The 19,847-nt window shown below is 69.0% G+C and carries 18 protein-coding genes; 13 read left to right on the forward strand and 5 right to left on the reverse strand.

Annotated features, from left to right (window positions below):
* Nucleotides 1-31: 31 nt before the first annotated feature.
* Both ACFV6H_RS06345 and ACFV6H_RS06350 read right to left on the reverse strand, forming a co-directional pair.
* Entirely contained in the window at nucleotides 32-565 is a 534-nt protein-coding gene (locus ACFV6H_RS06345; protein ID WP_385539183.1) for a type 1 glutamine amidotransferase domain-containing protein, read from the reverse strand.
* Nucleotides 566-713: 148 nt separating this feature from the next.
* On the reverse strand, nucleotides 714-1,724 hold the full coding sequence (locus tag ACFV6H_RS06350; protein WP_385539185.1) for an amino acid ABC transporter permease: 1,011 nt from the start codon (nucleotides 1,722-1,724) through the stop codon (nucleotides 714-716).
* 831 nt (nucleotides 1,725-2,555) lie between these two features.
* On the opposite strand from ACFV6H_RS06350, the gene ACFV6H_RS06355 reads away from it, so the two are divergent.
* The 11 genes from ACFV6H_RS06355 to ACFV6H_RS06405 all read left to right on the forward strand — a co-directional run bounded on the left by ACFV6H_RS06355 (nucleotide 2,556) and on the right by ACFV6H_RS06405 (nucleotide 13,867).
* Nucleotides 2,556-3,725 (forward strand): LLM class flavin-dependent oxidoreductase, encoded by a 1,170-nt coding sequence (locus ACFV6H_RS06355; protein ID WP_385539187.1) that lies wholly within the window; start codon nucleotides 2,556-2,558, stop codon nucleotides 3,723-3,725.
* Nucleotides 3,725-4,240 (forward strand): GNAT family N-acetyltransferase, encoded by a 516-nt coding sequence (locus ACFV6H_RS06360; protein ID WP_385539189.1) that lies wholly within the window; start codon nucleotides 3,725-3,727, stop codon nucleotides 4,238-4,240. The genes ACFV6H_RS06355 and ACFV6H_RS06360 overlap by 1 nt, the downstream gene beginning before the upstream one ends.
* A gap of 4 nt (nucleotides 4,241-4,244) precedes the next feature.
* The gene (locus tag ACFV6H_RS06365; RefSeq protein WP_385539191.1) at nucleotides 4,245-5,198 is read left to right on the forward strand and encodes an ABC transporter substrate-binding protein; all 954 of its coding nucleotides are present in this window, start codon (nucleotides 4,245-4,247) and stop codon (nucleotides 5,196-5,198) included.
* Between the two features lie 15 nt (nucleotides 5,199-5,213).
* Nucleotides 5,214-6,269, forward strand: a complete 1,056-nt coding sequence (locus ACFV6H_RS06370; RefSeq protein ID WP_385539193.1) for an amino acid ABC transporter permease — start codon at nucleotides 5,214-5,216, stop codon at nucleotides 6,267-6,269.
* The gene (locus tag ACFV6H_RS06375; RefSeq protein WP_384783959.1) at nucleotides 6,266-7,048 is read left to right on the forward strand and encodes an amino acid ABC transporter ATP-binding protein; all 783 of its coding nucleotides are present in this window, start codon (nucleotides 6,266-6,268) and stop codon (nucleotides 7,046-7,048) included. The genes ACFV6H_RS06370 and ACFV6H_RS06375 overlap by 4 nt, the downstream gene beginning before the upstream one ends.
* A gap of 86 nt (nucleotides 7,049-7,134) precedes the next feature.
* On the forward strand, nucleotides 7,135-8,121 hold the full coding sequence (locus ACFV6H_RS06380) for an ABC transporter substrate-binding protein (protein ID WP_385539195.1): 987 nt from the start codon (nucleotides 7,135-7,137) through the stop codon (nucleotides 8,119-8,121).
* 548 nt (nucleotides 8,122-8,669) lie between these two features.
* On the forward strand, nucleotides 8,670-10,562 hold the full coding sequence (locus ACFV6H_RS06385; RefSeq protein ID WP_385539761.1) for an APC family permease: 1,893 nt from the start codon (nucleotides 8,670-8,672) through the stop codon (nucleotides 10,560-10,562).
* Nucleotides 10,563-10,680: 118 nt separating this feature from the next.
* Nucleotides 10,681-10,863, forward strand: coding sequence for a hypothetical protein (locus ACFV6H_RS06390; RefSeq protein WP_093590094.1), 183 nt, complete (start codon nucleotides 10,681-10,683; stop codon nucleotides 10,861-10,863).
* Between the two features lie 92 nt (nucleotides 10,864-10,955).
* Entirely contained in the window at nucleotides 10,956-11,600 is a 645-nt protein-coding gene (locus ACFV6H_RS06395) for a hypothetical protein (RefSeq protein ID WP_385539197.1), read from the forward strand.
* Between the two features lie 183 nt (nucleotides 11,601-11,783).
* On the forward strand, nucleotides 11,784-12,710 hold the full coding sequence (locus ACFV6H_RS06400; RefSeq protein ID WP_385539763.1) for a DUF6895 family protein: 927 nt from the start codon (nucleotides 11,784-11,786) through the stop codon (nucleotides 12,708-12,710).
* Complete coding sequence (locus ACFV6H_RS06405) at nucleotides 12,707-13,867, forward strand: serine hydrolase domain-containing protein (RefSeq protein ID WP_385539199.1); 1,161 nt, start codon at nucleotides 12,707-12,709, stop codon at nucleotides 13,865-13,867. Before ACFV6H_RS06400 ends, ACFV6H_RS06405 begins: the two co-directional genes overlap by 4 nt.
* On the opposite strand, the gene ACFV6H_RS06410 is transcribed toward ACFV6H_RS06405, so the two are convergent.
* Nucleotides 13,857-15,155, reverse strand: coding sequence for an LCP family protein (locus ACFV6H_RS06410; RefSeq protein ID WP_385539765.1), 1,299 nt, complete (start codon nucleotides 15,153-15,155; stop codon nucleotides 13,857-13,859). The two genes, ACFV6H_RS06405 and ACFV6H_RS06410, sit on opposite strands and share 11 nt — an antisense overlap.
* 427 nt (nucleotides 15,156-15,582) lie before the next feature.
* On the opposite strand from ACFV6H_RS06410, the gene ACFV6H_RS06415 reads away from it, so the two are divergent.
* Both ACFV6H_RS06415 and ACFV6H_RS06420 read left to right on the forward strand, forming a co-directional pair.
* Nucleotides 15,583-16,131, forward strand: coding sequence for a hypothetical protein (locus ACFV6H_RS06415; RefSeq protein WP_385539201.1), 549 nt, complete (start codon nucleotides 15,583-15,585; stop codon nucleotides 16,129-16,131).
* Nucleotides 16,132-16,182: 51 nt separating this feature from the next.
* Nucleotides 16,183-16,680 (forward strand): hypothetical protein, encoded by a 498-nt coding sequence (locus ACFV6H_RS06420; RefSeq protein WP_384783972.1) that lies wholly within the window; start codon nucleotides 16,183-16,185, stop codon nucleotides 16,678-16,680.
* 44 nt (nucleotides 16,681-16,724) lie between these two features.
* Here ACFV6H_RS06420 and ACFV6H_RS06425 read toward each other — a convergent pair whose 3' ends face one another.
* Together ACFV6H_RS06425 and ACFV6H_RS06430 are read right to left on the reverse strand one after the other, a co-directional pair.
* A complete protein-coding gene (locus tag ACFV6H_RS06425; RefSeq protein WP_385539203.1) occupies nucleotides 16,725-18,596 on the reverse strand; it encodes a LamG-like jellyroll fold domain-containing protein in 1,872 nt (623 codons plus the stop codon).
* Nucleotides 18,597-18,799: 203 nt separating this feature from the next.
* Nucleotides 18,800-19,774: an AEC family transporter gene (locus ACFV6H_RS06430; protein ID WP_385539205.1), complete on the reverse strand. Its 975-nt coding sequence runs from the start codon at nucleotides 19,772-19,774 to the stop codon at nucleotides 18,800-18,802.
* Between the last annotated feature and the right edge of the window lie 73 nt (nucleotides 19,775-19,847).

Consider the following 19,847-nt stretch of genomic DNA (forward strand, 5'->3'; position numbering starts at 1 on the left):
CCGGGTCGGGCCAAGGTCCAACCGGGCGACGCTACGCTCCGAGTTCCTTGAGGAATGTCGTGCAGAAGGCGTCGAGGTCGTCCGGCTTCCGGCTGGTGATCAGGGTGCCGGGCGCGGACGTACAGACATGGACCTGCTCGTCGACCCAGGTGGCGCCCGCGTTGCCGAGATCGGTCCGCAGGCTCGGCCATGAGGTCAGCGTCCTGTCGCGCACCACATCCGCCTCGATCAGCGTCCATGGCGCATGGCAGATCGCCGCCACCGGCTTGCCCGCGTCGAAGAAGCCCTTGACGAACGACACGGCCGCCGCGTCCATCCGCAGGGCGTCCGGATTGGCGACACCGCCGGGAAGCACCAGCATGTCGTAGTCGTCGGCGGCCGTCTCGGACACCGTGCGGTCGACCGGGAAGGTGTCCGCCTTGTCGAGATGGTTGAACGCCTGGATCTCACCCGGCGCAGTGGAGATCAATACACGCTCTCCGCCGGCGTCGCCCACGGCCTTCCACGGCTCGGTCAGCTCAACCTGCTCCACTCCTTCGGGAGCCGCGAGGAATGCCACACGCATGTGATCACGTCCTTTCCCGCGCTGTCCTGCTCGCTCGTACGACTCTTCTCGTACGACTCTGCTCGCACACCTCTTCCCATACCCAGAAATTCTCGTTGATTCCTGCATATCCCGGGCATATGCCAGGTGTGCGGACGCATCGAGCAGCTCAGAGACGTTTCGCGTCGGGCGCGGTCGCGGTACGCAGCCGTGCGGTCACGCTCGTGGTACGGCGGCGCAGTCGCTGGAGAGGTGTGGGCGGCAGCTCGCGGGCCGCGCCACGGGCGTAGTACCGCTCGACATAGAACTGGCCGACGGACAGCACGCTGGTGACGACGATGTACCAGATGGTCGCCACCATCAGCAGCGGAATGACCTGGTACGTACGGTTGTAGATGAGCTGCACGGAGTACAGCAGGTCCTGTACGGCGAGGACGCTGACGATGCTCGTCCCTTTCAGCGTGCCGATCAGCATATTGCCGGCGGTGGGCACGATGGAGCGCATCGCCTGCGGCACGATGATCCGGCGCAGCACCCGCCATCGGCTCAGCCCCAGGGACTGCGCGGCCTCGGTCTGGCCGGCGTCCACGGAGAGGATCCCGCCGCGTACCACCTCCGCCGCGTAGGCCGCCTCGTGCAAGGTGAGACCGATCAGCGCGGTGAGTCCGGCACCGAAGAGATTCACGGTCTTGAAGGTGAGGAACTCGGGGCCGAAAGGGATACCGATGCCGAGCGTCGGATACAGCGCGCCGATGTTGAACCAGAACAGGAGCTGCACCAGCAGCGGAGTGGATCTGAAGATCCAGACGTATCCCCAACTGATCGTGCGCAGCACCGGGTTGGCGGAGAGCCGCAGCACGGCGAAGACCGTGCCGATGACAAAGCCGAGCACCATCACGCCCGCGGTCAGCCAGAGCGTGAGCAGCAGCCCGTCGAGCACGGCGGGCGTGGTGAAGTACCGGCCCACCACGCTCCACTGGAACCGCTGGTTGCGGACGACCGAGTTGACGACCATCGCGAGGATCAGCAGCGCGGCGACGGCCGACAGCCACCGTCCCGGATGCCGGCGCGGCACGATACGGGAGGCCTCATCGGCGCGCGGCGGAATCGGTTCGCGTCCGGGAGGGACCGCGTCCGATACGTGGAGGACATCGGGCGAGGGCGATGGCGATACAGACATGAGAGGGCTCCGGCGGGAGTGCGGTCGGCGGTGGTCGGCGTACTCCGGGTGCTCCGGATACCCCAGGTGCTCCAGGTACTCCGGACGTCATCACGCACCGCGTCCCTCAACACGGCCGGTACGGCCCGGTGTTCACCTCGGTCACTTCAACGGACCGTTGTGCGCACAAGAGCCGGACGCGTTTCGATCGTACGGGCCGGAGCCGCGCGCTTGTCAAGGACGCCTAGGCCGTGTCTGACAAATAGCGTCGTCCGCCCGCAGGGCGGGGCTCACGGCGTCTGGTGCGTGCGATCGCAAGGCGGAGGGTCATCCTCGTACTGGACGTACTTGGATGATCCCGACAACGCAGCGAGCGTGCGTGCCAGGCGTCGTGAGCCAGACGGGATTTGTCAGACACGGCCTAGGCGCCCGACCACGGTGCCGACACCGGGACCACAGTGCGAGCACCGGTTGACTTCGGTGAAAGTCCCGTGCTCAATTGGCTGCATGCAGAAGCAGCTGCCGTTGGTCACCCGCGGCCACATCGACTTCGGTCGAGTGTGGTCCGCCTCTTGTTGCGCCTGATCGCACCTGACCTCGGCAGCGGGCCGCCCGACCGGCCCCTCCCTCCCTCGGTGACCCCGTCGCGGGCCGAGTTCCTGCTCCTCACCGGGTGCACGCTGCCGTCTTCCTCCTGACGCTCCACGCGCCACTCGTTTCCACGCGCCACTCCGCTTCCACACGCCACTCAGCTTCCGCCGTTTCCGCCGTGTCCGCGGTCTGCCCAGGGTTCCTTCGGCATGCCCTCTTCCGCGTACGCGCCGCGTTTCCCCGCCGTACGAAAGGTCCGTCATGCCTGTGGAGTTCCTCGGTATCGCCGCCACCCACGACGGGTCGGAGACGAGTCCCCGCTCCGGCGCCGCGTTCGACAAGGAGTACACGCTCAAGCTGGCCCGCGCCCATGAGGACCACGGCTGGGACCGGGTGCTGTTCGCGTACGGCTCAGGCTCGCCCGATCCCGCTCCGGCCGCCGCGTTCATCGCCTCCCGTCTGGACAGGCTCCAGATCCTGCTGGCGCACCGGCCGAATGTCTCGTATCCGACCTTCGCCGCCAAGACGTTCGCGACGCTGGACCGGATCAGCGACGGCCGGCTCACGGTCCACTTCATCACCGGTGGCAACGACCATGAACAGGGCCGCGAGGGCGACACGCTCACCAAGGATCAGCGCTACTCGCGTACGCGCGAGTACATCGAGATCGTCAAGCGGATCTGGACCACGCACGAGGCCTTCGACCACGAGGGCGAGCACTACCGGTTCCATGACTTCGTCAGCGATGTCTTCCCGGTCCAGCAGCCGCGCCCGGACGTCTCGTTCGGCGGCTCCTCGCCGGCCGCGTACGAGGCGGGCGGCGCCGAGGCGGACATCTACTGCCTGTGGGGTGAGCCGCTGGAGAGGACCGCGGAGCAGATCGAGGCGGTGAAGGCCGCCGCGCGCGCGGCCGGGCGCCCGGCACCGCCGCGTATCCAGGTGGCCTTCCGGCCGATCATCGCGCCGACCGAGGAACTCGCCTGGGAGAAGGCCCATCGGACGGTGGACACGATCAAGGCCCGCAGGGAGCAGGGCGACGCGGCCCTGGTGCGCCGCTATCGCCGAGGCGAGCCCGAGAACACCGGCTCGCAGCGGCTGATCGCGATCGCGGAGTCGGGCGAGCGTTACGACCGGGCGCTGTGGACGCCGACCGCCGCGGCCACCGGTGGCGCGGGCAACTCCAACGCGCTGGTCGGGACGCCGGAGACGGTCGCGCGGGCGCTGCTCGACTACTACGACCTGGGCGTGGACATCATCTCCGCCCGCGGTTACGACCTGCTGGGCGACGCCATCGACTTCGGCCGCCATGTCATCCCGCTGGTGCGCGAAGAGGTCGCCAAGCGGGACGCCGAACGGGACAGCAAGCAGAACGCCGAGCGGGACGCCGAGCGCGCGGTCCGTGGCACGCGGAACCTGGTCGAGGCCGGCTGATGACCTCCGTCGCCGAACCCGGCGGTCTGACCTGGGTACGGACCGCCCTCTCCGATCCGCTGGTGCTGCCGATGCTGCGCGAGCTGGACCAGGAGTACACCGCGCGCTACGGCCAGTCGGCGCACGGCGAACTGGCCCGCTATCCGGCCGAGGAGTTCGATCCGCCGCACGGTGTCCTGCTGCTGTTGCTGGAGCACGGCGAACCGGTCGCGGGCGGAGCGTTCCGCAGGTACGACGACACCACGGCCGAGCTGAAGCGGATCTGGACCCACTCCGCCCACCGACGGCGAGGACTGGCCGCGCGGGTGGTCGCGGAGCTGGAGCGGATCGCCGCCGTACGCGGCTACCGCCGGATCCATCTGACCACCGGACCGCGCCAGCCCGAGGCCAGAGGGCTGTATCTGACGGCCGGTTACACACCTCTGTTCGACACGAGCGCCGATCCGGAGACCATCGGCCCGCTCCCGTTCGAGAAGCATCTCACCGATCGCCGCTCCTCCGAAGGAAAGGTGTAAGCCCGTGCGCACCCTGATTCCGGGCCGTCGCCGCCGGCTGCCGGCCGCCGCTCTGGCCGCTCTGCTCCTGCCCGTCCTCGCGGGCTGCGGTACGGACACGTCGTCCGGGCCGGAGACGGCGGGCGCCGCCTCGCCCGCGCCGTCGGACGATGTCACCGCCTCGCTGACGAAGAACGCCGAGCTGGCGAAGCTGCTGCCCGAGAACGTCCGCGCGCAGGGAACCTTCCGGATCGCCTCCGCCGTGGGCGCGCCGCCCAGCGCGTACTTCCCGGACGCGTCGTCCCATCAACTCGCCGGTCTCGACATCGACATCGCGGATGCCGTCGGCAGACTGCTGGGACTGAGACCGGAGCGGCAGGACGCCAGTTTCGAGGCGATCCTGCCCGCGCTCACCAGCGGCAAGTACGACGTGGGCACCGGAAACTTCGGTGTCACCGACGAGCGGCTCAAGACGATCGACTTCGTCACCTATATCAACGACGGACAGGGATTCGCCGTCCGCAAGGACGACAACAGCCTGAACAAGGTGACCAGTCTCGACCAGCTCTGCGGCAAGACCATCGGTACGGGAGCGGGCACCACCTTCGAGGCGACCTTGAACTCCCGGAAGAGTGTCTGCGCGGACGCGGGCAAGAAGCCGTACACGGTGCGGGTCTTCTCCGAGAACGGCGCTGTCCTGACCAGTCTTCAGCAGGGCCGGATCGATGTGGTCATGTCGACCATCAACGGTCTGCGTCACCAGGCCTCGCAGCCGGCGGCCGGAGTCAGATTCCTGGGCGAGTTCCACCGGCTCGATGTCGGTTTCGCCTTCGACAAGGGCTCGCCGCTGCTCAAGGCGTTCCAGGGCGCTGTCAACGAGCTGATCGACGACGGCACATACGCCCGGATTCTCAAGAAGTGGGGAACGGAGGACTCCGCCATCGAGGAGTCCCGGATCAGCCCGCCCGAGACGACGTAGCGGCAGGAGCCTCCGATGGATATCGCAACCGGCACGGCGGCGGACAGACCGCCCGTACCGCCGCCCGTACCGCCGTGGTCCTCCGCGGCGCCGTCCGACGCCCTGTCGTCGTCCGCTCCTTCGCCGAAGAAGGAGTCATCGCCACCGAGCGCGGCGGAACTCGCCGCGCTGAAGGTCGTGCCCGCGCGCCATTACTGGCGCTGGGTGGCCGGTGCCGCCGCGCTGGTCGTCGTCGCGCAGTTCGTACACGGTCTGGTCACCAATCCGGGCTGGGACTGGGACACCTTCTTCCTCTATCTCTCCACCGACACCGTGCTGAAGGCCGTCTGGGTGACGCTCCAGCTCACCGCGTACGGCACCGCGCTGGGCTTCGCCCTCGGTGTCGTCCTCGCCTTTATGCGGCTGTCGCGCAGTGTGATTCTCCAGACGGTCGCCTGGACCTATATCTGGGCCTTCCGCTCGATCCCGCTCATCGTCCAGCTTCTGTTCTGGTTCAATCTGGCCTATCTCTACCAGGAGTTGGGCGTCGGCGTTCCCTTCGGTCCCGTCCTGTGGAGCTTCGACACGATGAACCTGGTCGGCGCCATGTCGGCGGCCGTCATCGGTCTGGCGCTCCATCAGGCGGCCTATGCGGCGGAGATCGTGCGCGGCGGGATCATCTCCGTCGAGGGCGGACAGCTCGAAGCGGCGGCGGCACTGGGCATCCCCCGGCTGCGTCAGATACGCCGCATTCTGCTGCCGCAGGCGATGCGCGGAATCCTGCCCAACGCCGCCAACGAGGTCATCTCCCTCTTCAAGGGCACCTCGATCGTCTCCGTGATGGCCATCGGCGAGCTGTTCTACCAAGTACAGGTGATCTACGGCCGCAACGGCCGGGTCGTACCGCTGCTGATGGTCGCCACCGCCTGGTACATCCTGCTCACCACGCTGCTGTCCGTCGCCCAGTACTACGTGGAGCGGCACTTCGCGCGCGGAGCCGAGCGCACTCCGCCGCCCACTCCGCTCCAGCGAGCCCGGAGCTTCACCCGCAGAGTACGGGCCGCTGCCGCCACCGGAGGTTTTCCGCGATGAGTACAGACACAGACACCGCTCCTCTGATGGTCGATGTACGAGGTGTGCACAAGAACTTCGGCGCGCTGGAGGTGCTCCGCGGAGTCGACCTCCAGGTCCGCACCGGCGAGGTCACCGTCGTACTGGGCCCGTCGGGCTCGGGAAAGTCGACGCTGCTGCGCAGCATCAACCATCTCGAAAAGCTCAACCGCGGCTACGTCAGCATCGACGGCGAGCTGATCGGCTACCGCCGCTCCGGCTCCAAGCTGCATGAGCTCAAGGAGAGGGACGTACTGAAGCAGCGGCTGCACATCGGCTTCGTCTTCCAGAACTTCAATCTCTTCCCGCATCTCACCGTGGTCGAGAACATCATCGAGGCTCCCGTCTCGGCGCTGCGCCGCCCTCGTAGGACCGCTGTCGAAGAGGCCGAACGGCTGCTGGAGCGGGTCGGTCTCGCCGACAAGACCCATGCCTATCCGCGGCAGCTCTCCGGCGGTCAGCAGCAGCGTGTGGCGATCGCCCGCGCGCTGGCGCTGGAGCCCAAGGTGCTGCTCTTCGACGAGCCCACCTCGGCGCTCGATCCCGAACTGGTCGGCGAGGTCCTCGATGTCATCAAGGATCTGGCCCGCAGCGGCACCACCATGATCGTCGTCACTCATGAGATCGGCTTCGCCCGTGAGGTCGCCGACACCGTCGTCTTCATGGACGACGGTGTGATCGTCGAGCAGGGCCCGCCGGCCGAGGTGCTGGACCGGCCGCGCCACGAGCGGACCAAGGCGTTTCTCTCCAAGGTGCTCTGACCTCACGCTTCCTCGCTCACGCTTCCTCGCTCACTCTTCCCTGCCCGCTCTGTCCGTCAACCCGTCTTTCCCACAAGGAGCCCTCCGTGCCGTCCAGACCTGTCCTCCGTACCACCGCCGCCCTCCTCGGCCTTGTCGCCGCGCTCTCCCTCTCGGCCTGCGGCAACTCCGCCGACGGCTCCACCGACGAGGTGGTGGCCAAGGACGGAGGCAAGGACGGTCTGCGGATCAACCTCAGCCCGGACCAGAAGCGGATCACCACGCCCAAGGTGAACTCCATCGCCGCGCTCCTGCCCGCGGCGATCCGCGAGCGCGGCACTCTTGAGGTGGCCGACTCGGCCGGTTCCGTACCGCCGTTGTCCTTCTACGCCACCGACGACAAGACCGTCATCGGAGTGGAGTCGGACATCGCCTCGCTGATCGCGGACGTCCTCGGGCTGAAGCTGAGCTACAACACGGTCGACTGGGCGAATATCTTCGTCGGTCTCGACAGCGGCAAGTACGACGTCGGGATCAGCAACATCACCGTCACCGAGGAGCGCAAGGAGAAGTACGACTTCGCCACCTACCGGCTGGACAATCTCGCGTTCGAGGCGAAGAAGGGCGGCGACTGGAAGGTCGCGAGCCCGACGGACGTGGCAGGCCGGACCATCGGTGTCGGCTCCGGCACCAACCAGGAGAAGCTGCTGGTCGACTGGAGCAAGCAGAATGTGAAGAACGGTCTCAAGGCGACGGACATCAAGTACTACCAGAATGCGAGCGACTACTATCTCGCCCTCGGCTCCGGACGTCTCGACGCCTATCTCGGGCCCAACCCGGTCGCCGCGTACCACGCCGCCTCCACCGGAGAGACCGAGATCATCGGCACCTACTCGGGCGGCGGCGCCGATGTCCAGGGCAAGATCGCGGCCACCACGAAGAAGGACAACGGTCTGATCAAGGCCCTCCACGAGGCGCTCGGCACCGTGATCGGGAACGGTACGTACGAGAAGGTCCTGGCGCGCTGGGGACTGTCGAACGAGGCCGTGACATCCTCCGAGCTGAACCCGCCGGGACTGCCGAAGACCGAGTAGCCGCACCGAGCACGCTCCGGGCGGAGCGGACCCGCCGCTGTCCGGGCCCGCCGCCGTACCTCCGAACGGGTTGTCGGCGTCCCGGCCCGTGTGTCGTCCGCCGTGGGAGAGTCGGTCGGCGCGCTCCGCCGATGAGACTCGCCCATGTGACGGATACCCAGGGAGAAGACGGCCGGCCGGGTCAGGTACCGGAGGACAGCGAAGGTACGCCCACGCCCGTCATCGTGGAGAAGCTCGATCCGGAGCAGTCCATGGTGCTGCGTCAGGTGGGCCGTGAGTGGGCGCGGGTGTCCGCCGCGCGTGACGCGTGGCGGGCGGCGCTGCCCGTGGATCCCGACATCGGCCGCTATCCCGAGCCCGCGCAGATCGTGCCGGCGCGCTTCGACCGGATCGTACGCGTACCTCCGCTCGGCGGGCTGCCGTTGCCCGCCGAGACGGGCGACATGGCGACGGTGGAGAGCCTGACGGAGCCGAGCGGTCCCGGTACGCGGATCCGGCACGCGATTCTGGGAGCGCCGCTGCGGAGCACGGCGATGGCGCGGGAGCGGATGCGCAAGATCGTGGCGCTGCCGGTGCTCTCGGCGGACGCGCTGTCGTCGGTCGCGTACGGTCCCGAGGCGCTGCTCGCCGTACTGGTGCTGGCCGGTACGGCGGGACTCGCCTATTCGGCGCCGGTGGCCGGAGCGATCGTCTTTCTGATGCTGGCGGTCGGGCTGTCGTACCGTCAGACGATCCGCGCGTATCCGCACGGCGGCGGCTCGTACATCGTCGCGACGGACAATCTCGGCCGGGTGCCCGGGCTGATGGCCGCGGCCGGACTGCTGACGGACTATGTCCTCACGGTCGCCGTCTCCGTCTCGTCCGGGATGGCGGCGGTCACCTCGGCGCTCCCCGGGCTGTCGGACGATGTGGTCCTGATCGGCCTGCTGGTCATCGCCGTTCTGCTCGCGGGAAATCTACGCGGTGTCAAGCAGGCCGGAGCGCTGTTCGCCGCACCGACCTATGCGTTTATCATCGCCATCCTGTCGCTGGTGGCCGTGGGACTCTACGACGCGGCCGGGCGCGGCTTCGAGGCCACACCGACCCCGCCGCTGCACGCCGTCGAGGGCGTCGGTCTGCTGCTGGTGATGCGGGCGTTCGCCTCCGGCTCGACGGCGATGACCGGTATCGAGGCGATCTCCAACGCGGTGCCCGCGTTCGAGCCCGTCTCCTGGCGCAACGCGCGCACGACACTGTCATGGATGGTCGGACTGCTCGTCACACTGTTCGCCGGCACGATCGCGTTGGTCCATCTGACCGGTGTCGTACCCGAGTCGCGGGAGACGGTCCTGTCGCAGCTCGCGCATATCACCTTCGGCTCCGGCGGTATGTATATCTTCATCCAGGCGGCCACGGCACTGATCCTGCTGCTCGCGGCGAACACCGCGTACAACGACTTTCCCCGGGTGCTGTATCTGCTGGCACGCGACAATCACGCGCCACGGATCTTTCTGCGGCTGGGCGACCGGCTGGCGTTCAGCAACGGCATCATGCTGCTCTCCGTGGCGGCGGCGGTCGTCTATGCCGCTTTCGACGGGAAGACCGCCTCACTCATTCCGCTGTACGCCGTCGGAGTCTTTCTCGCCTTCACCCTGTCGCAGTGCGGCATGGTGGTCCACTGGTGGCGCAGGCGTGAGCGGCACTGGCGCAAGAGTCTCGCCTTCAACGCGGTCGGCGCCCTGCTCTCGGCCGTGGTCTTCATCACCGCGGGCATCACCAAGTTCACCGAGGGAGCCTGGCTCGCCCTTCTCACCGTCGCCCTGTTCCTGCTGGTGACGACCAGGATCCGGCACCACTACGACATGGTGCGCCGGGCGGTGCGGCTGCACTCCCGGCTGATCGAGATTCCGAGCCGTACGCTGCCGCCGCGGCCGGAGAGCCGTAAGACCCGTGCCGAGGGAGCCGACGGTGCCGAGGGGCCGTCAGACCTGCTTCCTCGGAGCGAGCGGCCCCCGGAGAAAGAGGAGAGAGAGGAGCAAGAGGAGACACCCGAGGAGATCCGGCATCTCTCCGTCGTCCTGGTGGACGCGCTGCATCAGGCGAGCATGCGCGCGATGGCCTACGCGGCCTCCCTCCAGCAGCCCGTTCTCGCCCTGCATGTCAGCCCGAGCGACGAGGACGCCGAACGCTTCCGTGAGAGCTGGCTCCTGTGGGGCGACCATCTGCCGCTGAGAATCGTCCTCTCGCCCTATCGGGCCATCGTGACCCCGCTGATCAGCTATATCGAACAGCTCCACCATCAGCGTCCCGATCTGACCATCACCGTGATCCTGCCGGAGATCGTCGTACGGCACTGGTGGCACCGGCCGCTCCACAGCCCGCTCGCCGGCCGGCTGCGGCGGGCGCTCCGGCCGCTGTCGAAGATCGTGGTGACGACGGTCCCGTTCCATGTGGATGGATGACGAAAGAACGGATTGAATGCCCATCACCCATCCCAATTGGTCGGTTTGTCCGTTTCGATCTAGGGTGAGCGATGGCACCGCCCAGATAGGGCAAGTGCGACTACACGAGGAGCCCATGATGCTTTCTCAGACCATCAGGCCCGGAGAAATCACCCTGGACCACTACGCGTTGGGTGCGGCAATGGCCGAGCCCGAGGCGCCCGTCAGTGATGCGCCGGTGTACGCGCCGGAAGCCGCCGGTCTACTGCTTCTGCTGCTTCTGCTGTCCCCGAAGGAGCCGAAGGAGCCCAAGGGCCTGTGAGCCAGGACCGGTCGCGGACCATTTACCAAGAATCAGCGGCCGGCCTGGCACGACGTGCCCTCGGCGCCCTGCGGGGTGCCGGGGGCACGGCCATGGTCGCCGAACATGTCGAGAGCGAGCGGGATCCGGGCGCCGCGCTGGCCGCCATCCGGATCCTCGGCGCCGATGTCCTCGCGCCCGCGGTGCTGGGCGGCGCCGCGTTCCATCCGTTGGACGCCGAGGCCGTGGCCCTCTCCTTCACGGCCCTGCCGCCCTCCCGGGTCGAACCGCTCCCGCCGCCCGCCGGGCCCGAGGAGCCCTGGCTGATGGCCTGGCGCGACTGGGGCACCGTCACTCTGCTGACGGTCCTCACCAGCGGTGACACCGCGCGGATGACGGCACCTCGGCCGTCCTCGCCGCCGGCCGGTGCGCCCGCCGTCGAGGACGGCACGGGATGGGCGGCCTGGTCGGTCAGGATGGGCCGGCTCTGCGCCCTGGCATTGCCGGGACTGGAGAGTCCGGTGCATGACGCGGCGCGCGCCGCACCGCTGGCGCTGGCCCGCGGGGCGACCCGTGCCGTGCTGCGCAGGGACTATCCCACCGCCGCGCGGATCGTACGGTGGCTGGCCTGGCTCCGCGCGGACGGTGTGGAGCTGCCGCTCGATCCGGTACCGCTGGTGGAGCACATCGGTCTGATGGCGGGAGGCGACCGGCTGGCGCTGGACATGGCGATCGCGCGTCGTCTGGTCGCCGTCTGACGGGCGCTCGATCTCCGTTCCCTCCCCTGGCTCGATTCCCGTTCCCTCCTGATCGCTTCCTTGCCGTTCCGTTCCCTGACGTTCCCTGCCATTCCCTGAAGTTCCCTCCCGATCCCACCCGTTCACCTCCGATCAACAGACCTTGTCTGAGTGATCGTCACCCGATCGGACCGAGATCCCGCCATGCCGATGTCCGTCGCACAAGCCGCCCACCGGATCACCTCCCTGGCGCTGACCTGGCTCCACACCCACCGTGAGCACGGCGCGCTGCCGCCCGGCACCACCGCCGAACTCGCCGAGCCCAACAGCGTGTACAAGCCGCTGGGCGAGACCGCTCTCGCCGCATCCCTCGTCCTGCGCGAGGCGGTGGCCGGCACCGTCGAACTGCGGCTCGCCCGTGAACTGCTCGACTTCAGCTGGGAGCAGCTCGGCGCCGGAGCCATGCTCCATGAACGGCTGCTGCGCTATCCGATGATGAGTGACCCGCTGGAGACCTACGCCCACTTCGCCCGCAGCGGCTACCGCCACCAGGCGCTGGACCGGCTGCTCACACACACCACCTCGCTCCGCTCGGCCCGCGCCGTCGAGGTGATGCCCAACCGGCGGCTGGCGATCGCCAACGCCGCCCGCGTCGGCGGCTTCGACCAGGGCGACGACCGCGCCGTCGACTGGGCCGCGCTGACCGAGGCCACCTGGTTGGGCTCATTTCCCGAACCGTGGCTCATCGACTGGATGACCGCCTACAACATGACGCACACCGTCTTCCATCTCACCGACTGGGGCCGTACTCCGGCCGGTCTGCCCGTCGAGTCGGCCCGCTATCTCGCCGACTGGCTGCCCGCCTGGATCGATATCTGGGCCGAGATCGGCGAGTGGGATCTGGTGGCCGAGCTTATGATCGTCGGGAGTTCGCTGCCCGATCCGTACTGCGATCCGGCGGACTGGGAGCGACTGGCCCGTCTCCAGCACGAGGACGGGCTGATGCCCCGCGACGGACACCCCGTCAGCGAGGATCCCGGCGAGCGCTTCGCGGCGCACCACCACACCACTGTGGTCGCCGCGGTCGCCGGTACGCTCGCCCTCTCCCGTACCCTCGGCGCCCGTCCATGACATCGGGAGCGACGGGAACGGCGTATGCGCCGACGGCCCACGACCGGGCGGTGCGACGGCCGGAGTGGGCCCACGGTCCCGCCTCGGCCATCGCCGCCTCGGCGCGCGGCGCCAGCGGTGTGGCCGTCGCGATCCGTCAGGGCGAGCGGCGGGCCGTCATGACCTACGGCAGTACCGCGCACGGCGGTGCTCCGGTCACGGCCGACACCCGGTTCGAGACGGGCTCGCTCACCAAGTGCTTCACCGCGCTGCTGCTCGCCGAACTGGCCGCGCGCGGTGAGGTCTCGTACGGCGATCCCCTCACCCGGCTGCTGCCGCCCGGCTCCGTTCCCGCGCCGCGCGGCGGGCCGATCACACTGCTCCATCTCGCCACGCACACCTCGGGGCTGCCCCGGCTGCCTCCCGGACTGCTCGCCGGTGCGGCGCCGCGCTGGTTCAGCAATCCGTACGCCGGTTTCCGCACCGACGATCTGCTGCGCGCGCTCGCCAGGACCCGTCCATCCGCCCGGCCCGGCGAGCGGGTGCGGTACTCCAACTTCGGTGTGGGGCTGCTCGGTCATCTCCTCGGCCGTGCGGTCCCCGGCCGGCTGGGGTACGGGGAGCTGCTGGCGGACCGGGTCCTGGAGCCGCTCGGGCTGCACCGCACCGGCTGTGCGCCGGGCCTTCGACAGGCCACCGGCTACTGGCACGGCCGCGCCCGGCCGCCCTGGCGGATCCCGGGTCTCGCCGGAGCGGGCGCGGTCCGCTCCAGCGCCGGCGATCTGCTGACGCTGCTCGACGCCCTGCTCGATGCCTCGTCCTGCGGCTCGTTCGATGCCTCGCCGGACACTCCGGTCGGCACCTCGCCGGACGCTCCGGCCCGCGACGGTTCCGTACCGCTGCCCGCGCCGTTGCGTACGGCGCTGGCGGATGTGGTCCGTCCACGGCTCGCGCTGCGCGGAGGCACCAGACGGCTGGCGCTCGTCTGGAACATCCGTGTCCGGCCGGACGGCGATGTCTATCACCACTCGGGCGGCACCCGTGGTTTCACGGCGTTCGCCGGATTCAGTCCTCGGCACCGGACCGCCGTGGTCGCTCTGGCCAACACCGCACCCTCCGCCGACCAGCGCTTCATCCAGAGCGCCTACGGGACGCTGCTCTCACTGCTCATCCGGTGACCTCCGGCAGATCGGGACCGATGGTGAGCGTCACCATGCCCGGCGCGGCCTGGGCCGACCGTATGGGCACCAGGCCCGGGAGGTGCGCGGCGAGCGCCCTGGCCTGGTCCGCGAGGCCCTCCGGGTAGGTGAGCGTGGTGCGTTGGGCGGGTGCGGGCGCGTTGCCGGTGCCGCTGATCCGGAAGCCGAGCGCCCTCAGCCGGTCGGCCGTCTCCCGGGCCCTGCCGGTCACGCCCGTACCGTTGAGCACGGTCACCGCGACGGTGGCCGCCGCGGGCGGCAGTTGACGGGCCGTCTCCGCCAGCTGGGCCGCGGTCATCTCCCGGTCGAGCGTGAGGGCGGTGAACAGCCGCTGGGCGGCAGGCCCGTTCCAGACGACATTGGCCCGGTCGCTCGGCACGTCCCGCTCCCGTGGGTAGTTGGGCACGGTCAGAAAGGAAATCCGGTCGGTGGGCAGTGCCTTGAGGCCGGAGGCCAGTTCATGGAGCGGCTTGAGTCCGGCCAGTTCGGGATCGGTGGTCAGTGATCCGGTGGCCGAGTCGAGAAAACCGTACAGCGCACCTGGGTTGTAGAGCTTGGCCTTGGCCCGGGCGACGAGCGCCCGCATGAACTCCTGCTGCCGGCCGATACGGCCGATGTCTGTGCCGTCGCCGAGGCTGTAGCGGGCCCGTACATAGCCGAGGGCCTCGCTGTCCTTCACCGTCTGGCAGCCCGCGCGGAGATCGAGATGGGCCTTTCTGTCATGGATGGGCCGCTCGGGACAGATCTCGACTCCATCGAGAGCGTTGACCATGCCGGTGAATCCGCGGAAGTCCACGACGAGGAAGTGGTCGATGCGGACACGGGTGTTCTGTTCGACGGTCTTGATCGCGCAGGCGGCGGCCTTGCCGGTGTCGCCGGTGGAACCGCCGATCGCGAACGCCTCGTTGATCTTGAAGTGGTGCGGTACGGAGAAGGTGCCGTCGCCCTGGTCGCAGGCCGGGATCCGGACCCAGGAGTCACGCGGGAAGGAGACCATGGTGGCCCACTTCCCGCTGCCGCCGACATGGAGCAGCAGCAAGGTGTCGGACTGCATGCTGGTCAGCCCTCGGCCGTAGCCGTCTCCCGCGCCTTTACGGCTGTCGGAGCCGATGACCAGGATGTTTTCGCCGCCCAGGGTGGCGCTGGGCCGGTTGTCGCCGATCGCGTCGTCCACGCCCGCGCCCTGGATATTGCCGCTGAGCCGGGTGTACAGCCAGCCGCCGGCGCCCGATGTGCCCAGCACCAGAAGGGCGGTGGCCACGGCGATCCAGCGTCCGATCCGGCGGAGCGGAGACCGCGGGCGCGGGCGTCCTCCACTCCGCGCGGGCCCGCTCCCCGCGCCCGTCTGTACTGCTTTCACGGCGTCAAGCTCCTTACTGCGGCCCGGTCGTGGAACGGATCGTACGGGGAGCGAGGTGCCCGATGTGCCGGATGTGTCGGACAATCATTCAGCCGAGAACGAGGATCGGCCACGCGTCGAACAGGGCACCGAAGCCGACCGGGAGCGGTCGCGAAGACCGGAGCGAGGGCGACGGCGAGGGCTGAGACGAAAGCGACGCCGAGGACGACGGCGAGGTACGTCGGACGGCTCTGTCCGGTGGCCCGGGGCCCGGAGGTGCCGTGTAGTGGAGGGTGCGGCCCCGACCGGGCGGTCGGTGTGCCGCCCATGGGACGGCCGGATCGGAGGAGCCTCGATGGGGAGCACGTCCAGCACGGCCGGTGTCATGGCCGTGGCGCTGCTCTGCGTCGCGGCGGTGACGGGCTGTGCCGACAGCGGCGGAGGCGGCTCCTCGGTGGCACGGTCCGAGGCACGGGACGGCCTCGCGGCGGACGCGTCCTCGCCCGGCGTGGACAGGGACGAGGTGTCCGCGCGGTCCACCTCGCTCGGACGGATCCTGGTCGACGGCGCGGGCCGGACTCTCTATCTCTTCGAAGGAGACGGAAAGAACGCCTCCACCTGTACAGGGCCCTGCGCGAAGATCTGGCCTCCCTTGACCGTGGCGACAGGGGCGACCGCGGGCGGCGGCGGAGTCGAGAAGCGTCTGTTGGCCGTCGCCGTCCGTGCCGACGGCGCCCGGCAGGTCACGTACAACGGCCATCCCTTGTACACGTTCGAGGACGACCACAAGCCCGGCGACACCAATGGCCAGGGCGATATCTCCTTCCACCACAGGTGGTACGTCGTCGACACCGCGGGCAACAGGAACACCACTCCGCAGCAGGACACCGGCGGTCTCTACTGACCTCCATCCACGCCTTCGAAACCTCTGGCCACCGGTGAGACAGGAGAAGCGATGTCATCAGGCACGTCCGTCGTATCCCCCCAGCGCGGACGGAAGCTCCGTGTGCTGCGGGGAGCGGCCCGGCTGCTGGCCGCCCTCGCCCTGGCGGTGAACGCCTATGTCCACGCCGATCTCGCTCCTCGCTACGACCTCGTCGCCGAGAACATCAGCCAGGGCACGCTCTTCCGTATCGAAGCCGCTCTGTCCGCGCTGGCGGCCCTGCTCATCCTGGTCTGGCACCGGCTGATCAGTGATCTCTTCGCCTGGTGCGTCGCCGCCGGAGGTCTGGCGCTGCTGTTCGTGTACCGGTACATCGATGTCGGCACGCTCGGACCGTTCCCGAACATGTACGAACCGCGGTGGTACGACGAGAAGTTCGTCGCGGTCGTCGCCCTGGCGCTCGCCGTACTCGCCACGGTCTTTCTGCTGCTCACCCACCGCTGGCGGCGAGGTCGTGGCGTGCACGCGGGTCTGGGCAACCGCAGACGCCGCCGCGGCGAGGTGTCCTGACCGGACCCTCGTCCGCGGCGGCGCGGGTGTGGCTACGGGCGTGCTTACTCGTACGGCGTGAGGAACTCCTTCGGCTTCAGCGCCCGCTCCACGATGCGGGTGTCGCCGACCCAGCCGTAGAAGCCCTGGCCGAACTTCTCGTCGAACTGGGTCCCGCCGATGACGAAGGGCTTGCCGAGCGTGGCGATACCGGTCGACTCCTGCGTGGGATTACGGGCGATCTTCGAGCCGTCGACATAGATCACCGTACGGTGTCCGTCGTTGACGACGGCGATGTGCGTCCACCGTCCGACCGGCAGGGCGTGGCTCCATGAGGTGGGATCGGCGTCCTGGCGGTGTGCGTAGACGACGAACTGGATGAACCGCTCCGGAGAGATGTTGAGGCTGCACGTGGGCTCGTCGGGCGACCAGCCGGTGGTCTTGCCCGCCTCGCTGTTGCGCCCTTCCCAGCTCAGGATGCCCATCCAGGCGTGATCGCCCTCGAAGGGCTCCGGCAGCTTGATGTAGGTCTCGATGGTGTAACCCGAGGTGAACTTCGTGCTGTTGAGCGGTGCGTTGGCGGAGGTGGTGAGGATGGCGCCGCGGTCCGGGGACTTGCCGCCGTCGAAGCGCAGGCTCGCGTGGGCCGGCTGGCCCTCGTGGTGCTCGTTCGACCAGGTGAGCGCGTCGGCGCCGCTGGAGTGCAGCCGGCTCACGGTCAGGTCGTTGCCGTTGCCGGTCAGATCGCGCGCGACCTTTCCGTCGGCCACGGGCGCGCCCGCCGTGCCGGCGCCGCCGCCGAGCCCGGCGGAGTCGAAGCGCCAGTACGCGACGGTCCCGCGCGGTATCACGGCGGAGGCCGGGCGGGCCGTCGGCGGTACGGACTGGTCGAAGCCGGCGAACCGGGTGTCGAAGTCGATGTCGAGGCTGAACCGGTCGGTGGGACCGGTCAGTTCGATCGTCTCGGCCTCCAGCGGCGTCCGCTTCTCCGGATCGCGCGCGAGGAACCAGGGCGAGAACGTCTCGACGTCGATGACACCGCGCGCGAGGTCGAAACCGTACAGCCGGATCATCGCGGCACCGCCGTAGTAGCGGTCCTGGTAGTTGGTGATGTGGACATGGACGTCATGGCCCGCGTCATTGGTCAGGACGGTACGGCCGGGCGGCCAGTAGTGACCGCCGAGCGCGAGGAAGATCTGGTCGTTGCCGTGGATGAGACCGTCCCACAGCCGCTGTCCGTTGCCCGAGAGCTGGGCCTTGCCGTCGTCGCCGGACGAGGCGATGTCATGGGTGGTGAGAATGGCCGGCAGCGTCGCGTGGCGGTCGAGCACCGAGCGCGCCCAGTCGAGGCCCGCGTCGGACACACGCCAGTCCAGGGCGAGGACCAGCCACTCGCGTCCGGCGGCGCTCACCACGTGGTAGCTGTTGTAGCCGTCGCGCGAGGAGCCGCCGTAGGTCGGCATGGACGCGTAGCGCGCCGGTCCGAAGGCCCTCAGATAGGCGGAGTCGCCGCGCTGGTCGTCGGAGCCGTTGATGTCGTGGTTGCCCGCGAGCACGCTGTAGGGCAGTTTGCCGTCGAGCGTACGGAAGGTGTCGGCGGCCAGCTCGATCTCGTCGCGGGTGCCGTGCTCCGTGACATCACCGAGGTGCGTCATGAACGCGATGTTGGCCTCCTTCCGCTCGGACACGAGGTAACGGAAGGTCTCGCGCAGCGGCGCCGGGTCGGAGCTGTCGGCGTCGAAGAGGTACTGGGTGTCGGGAAGGACGGCCAACGCGAACCGGGGGCTGACGCCGTCGAACCGCCCGTAGGCACCCGAGTCGGCCTGCGCCGACGCCGTGTCGAGGAACGTCGCCGCCGCCCCGGCGGCCGGCACCGCGAGCGCCGCCTGAAGCAGCGCCCGTCTCGCCGGCTTGCCGCGATTGTCTGCTGTGCTCATGTCGAACTCCCTGCGCTGTACATCTGTGTCAGCCGCACTGTTCTGATCAGCCATGGCGCGGCGATGGCTGACAACTGAACGCCGTCTGCCCGTTCGCGGTACGTATGGGCCGGTCCGGGCCGCTACCGCCGTCATGACCGGCTGCGCCCTTTACGCGTGCGCCCGTTACGCGCGTTCCCGTTACGCGCGCGCCCGGCCGTACGTCAGCCGAGCAGTGCCGCCACCGCCACCAGGGCCGGGATCGACAGGAGTGTGGAGAGCAGGATCGACTCCCGCGCCAGCCGTTCTGCGACCTTGTAGCGCGAGGCGTAGGTGTAGAGATTCTGGGCGGCGGGCAGGGCGGAGGTCACCACGACATTGAGCAGGGCCGCGCCGTGCAGTCCGAAGGCCCACGCTCCCAGCATCCAGGCCACCAGCGGCTGGCCCGCGGACTTCAGGGCGGCGGAGAGCAGCACGGAGTGGCGGTCGGGACCACGGCCCGGCAGGGCGCTCCCGTGCAGCGATATCCCGAAGGCCAGCAGCACGGCGGGAACGGACATGTTGCCGATCAGGACCAGCGGATCCAGCACAGGTCCCGGCACCGTCCAGCCCGTGGCCGCCACCGCCACTCCGCACAGCGAACTGGCCGCGACCGGATTGCGCAGCGGAGTGATCAGCCGCTGCGCGAAGGAGAGTTTCTTCCTGGGCCCGGCCTCGGTTCCGGTCCCTGCTCCCGCTCCGGTCCCTGCTCCGGCTCCGGCTCCGGCCAGATCGAGCACCGTCAAGGCGATCGGTGTGACCACGATGAGCTGGAACAGCAGGACGGGAGCCACCAGTGAGGCGTCGCCGAGGACATAGACGGCGATCGGAATCCCGAGATTGCCCGCGTTGACATAGCTGGAGCAGAGCGCTCCGATCGTGGTGCGGCCCACGTCCCAGCGGCGGACCACGGCGACCGCCACGAACGCTCCGGCCGCGACGGCCGTACTGAGCGCGGTGACCAGCAGCCGGCTGGAGAGGACCGCCGACAGTTCCGCCTGTGCGAGCGTGGTGAACAGCAGCGCGGGCGTGGCCACATGGAAGGCGAGCCTGGTGAGCACCTCACGCCCGTTCTCGCCGAGATGTCCGCGCCGTCCCATCAGATAGCCGACGCCGATCACCACGGCGATGACCGCGAATCCGGTCAGTACTCCCCGCACTGCGCGTTCCGGCCGATGGATATGGGTGCATGGCTCACACAGCCAACCCTCCCCAGGAACATCACCCGAGGTC

The organism is Streptomyces sp. NPDC059743 (assembly GCF_042732975.1).
GTDB lineage: Bacteria > Actinomycetota > Actinomycetes > Streptomycetales > Streptomycetaceae > Streptomyces.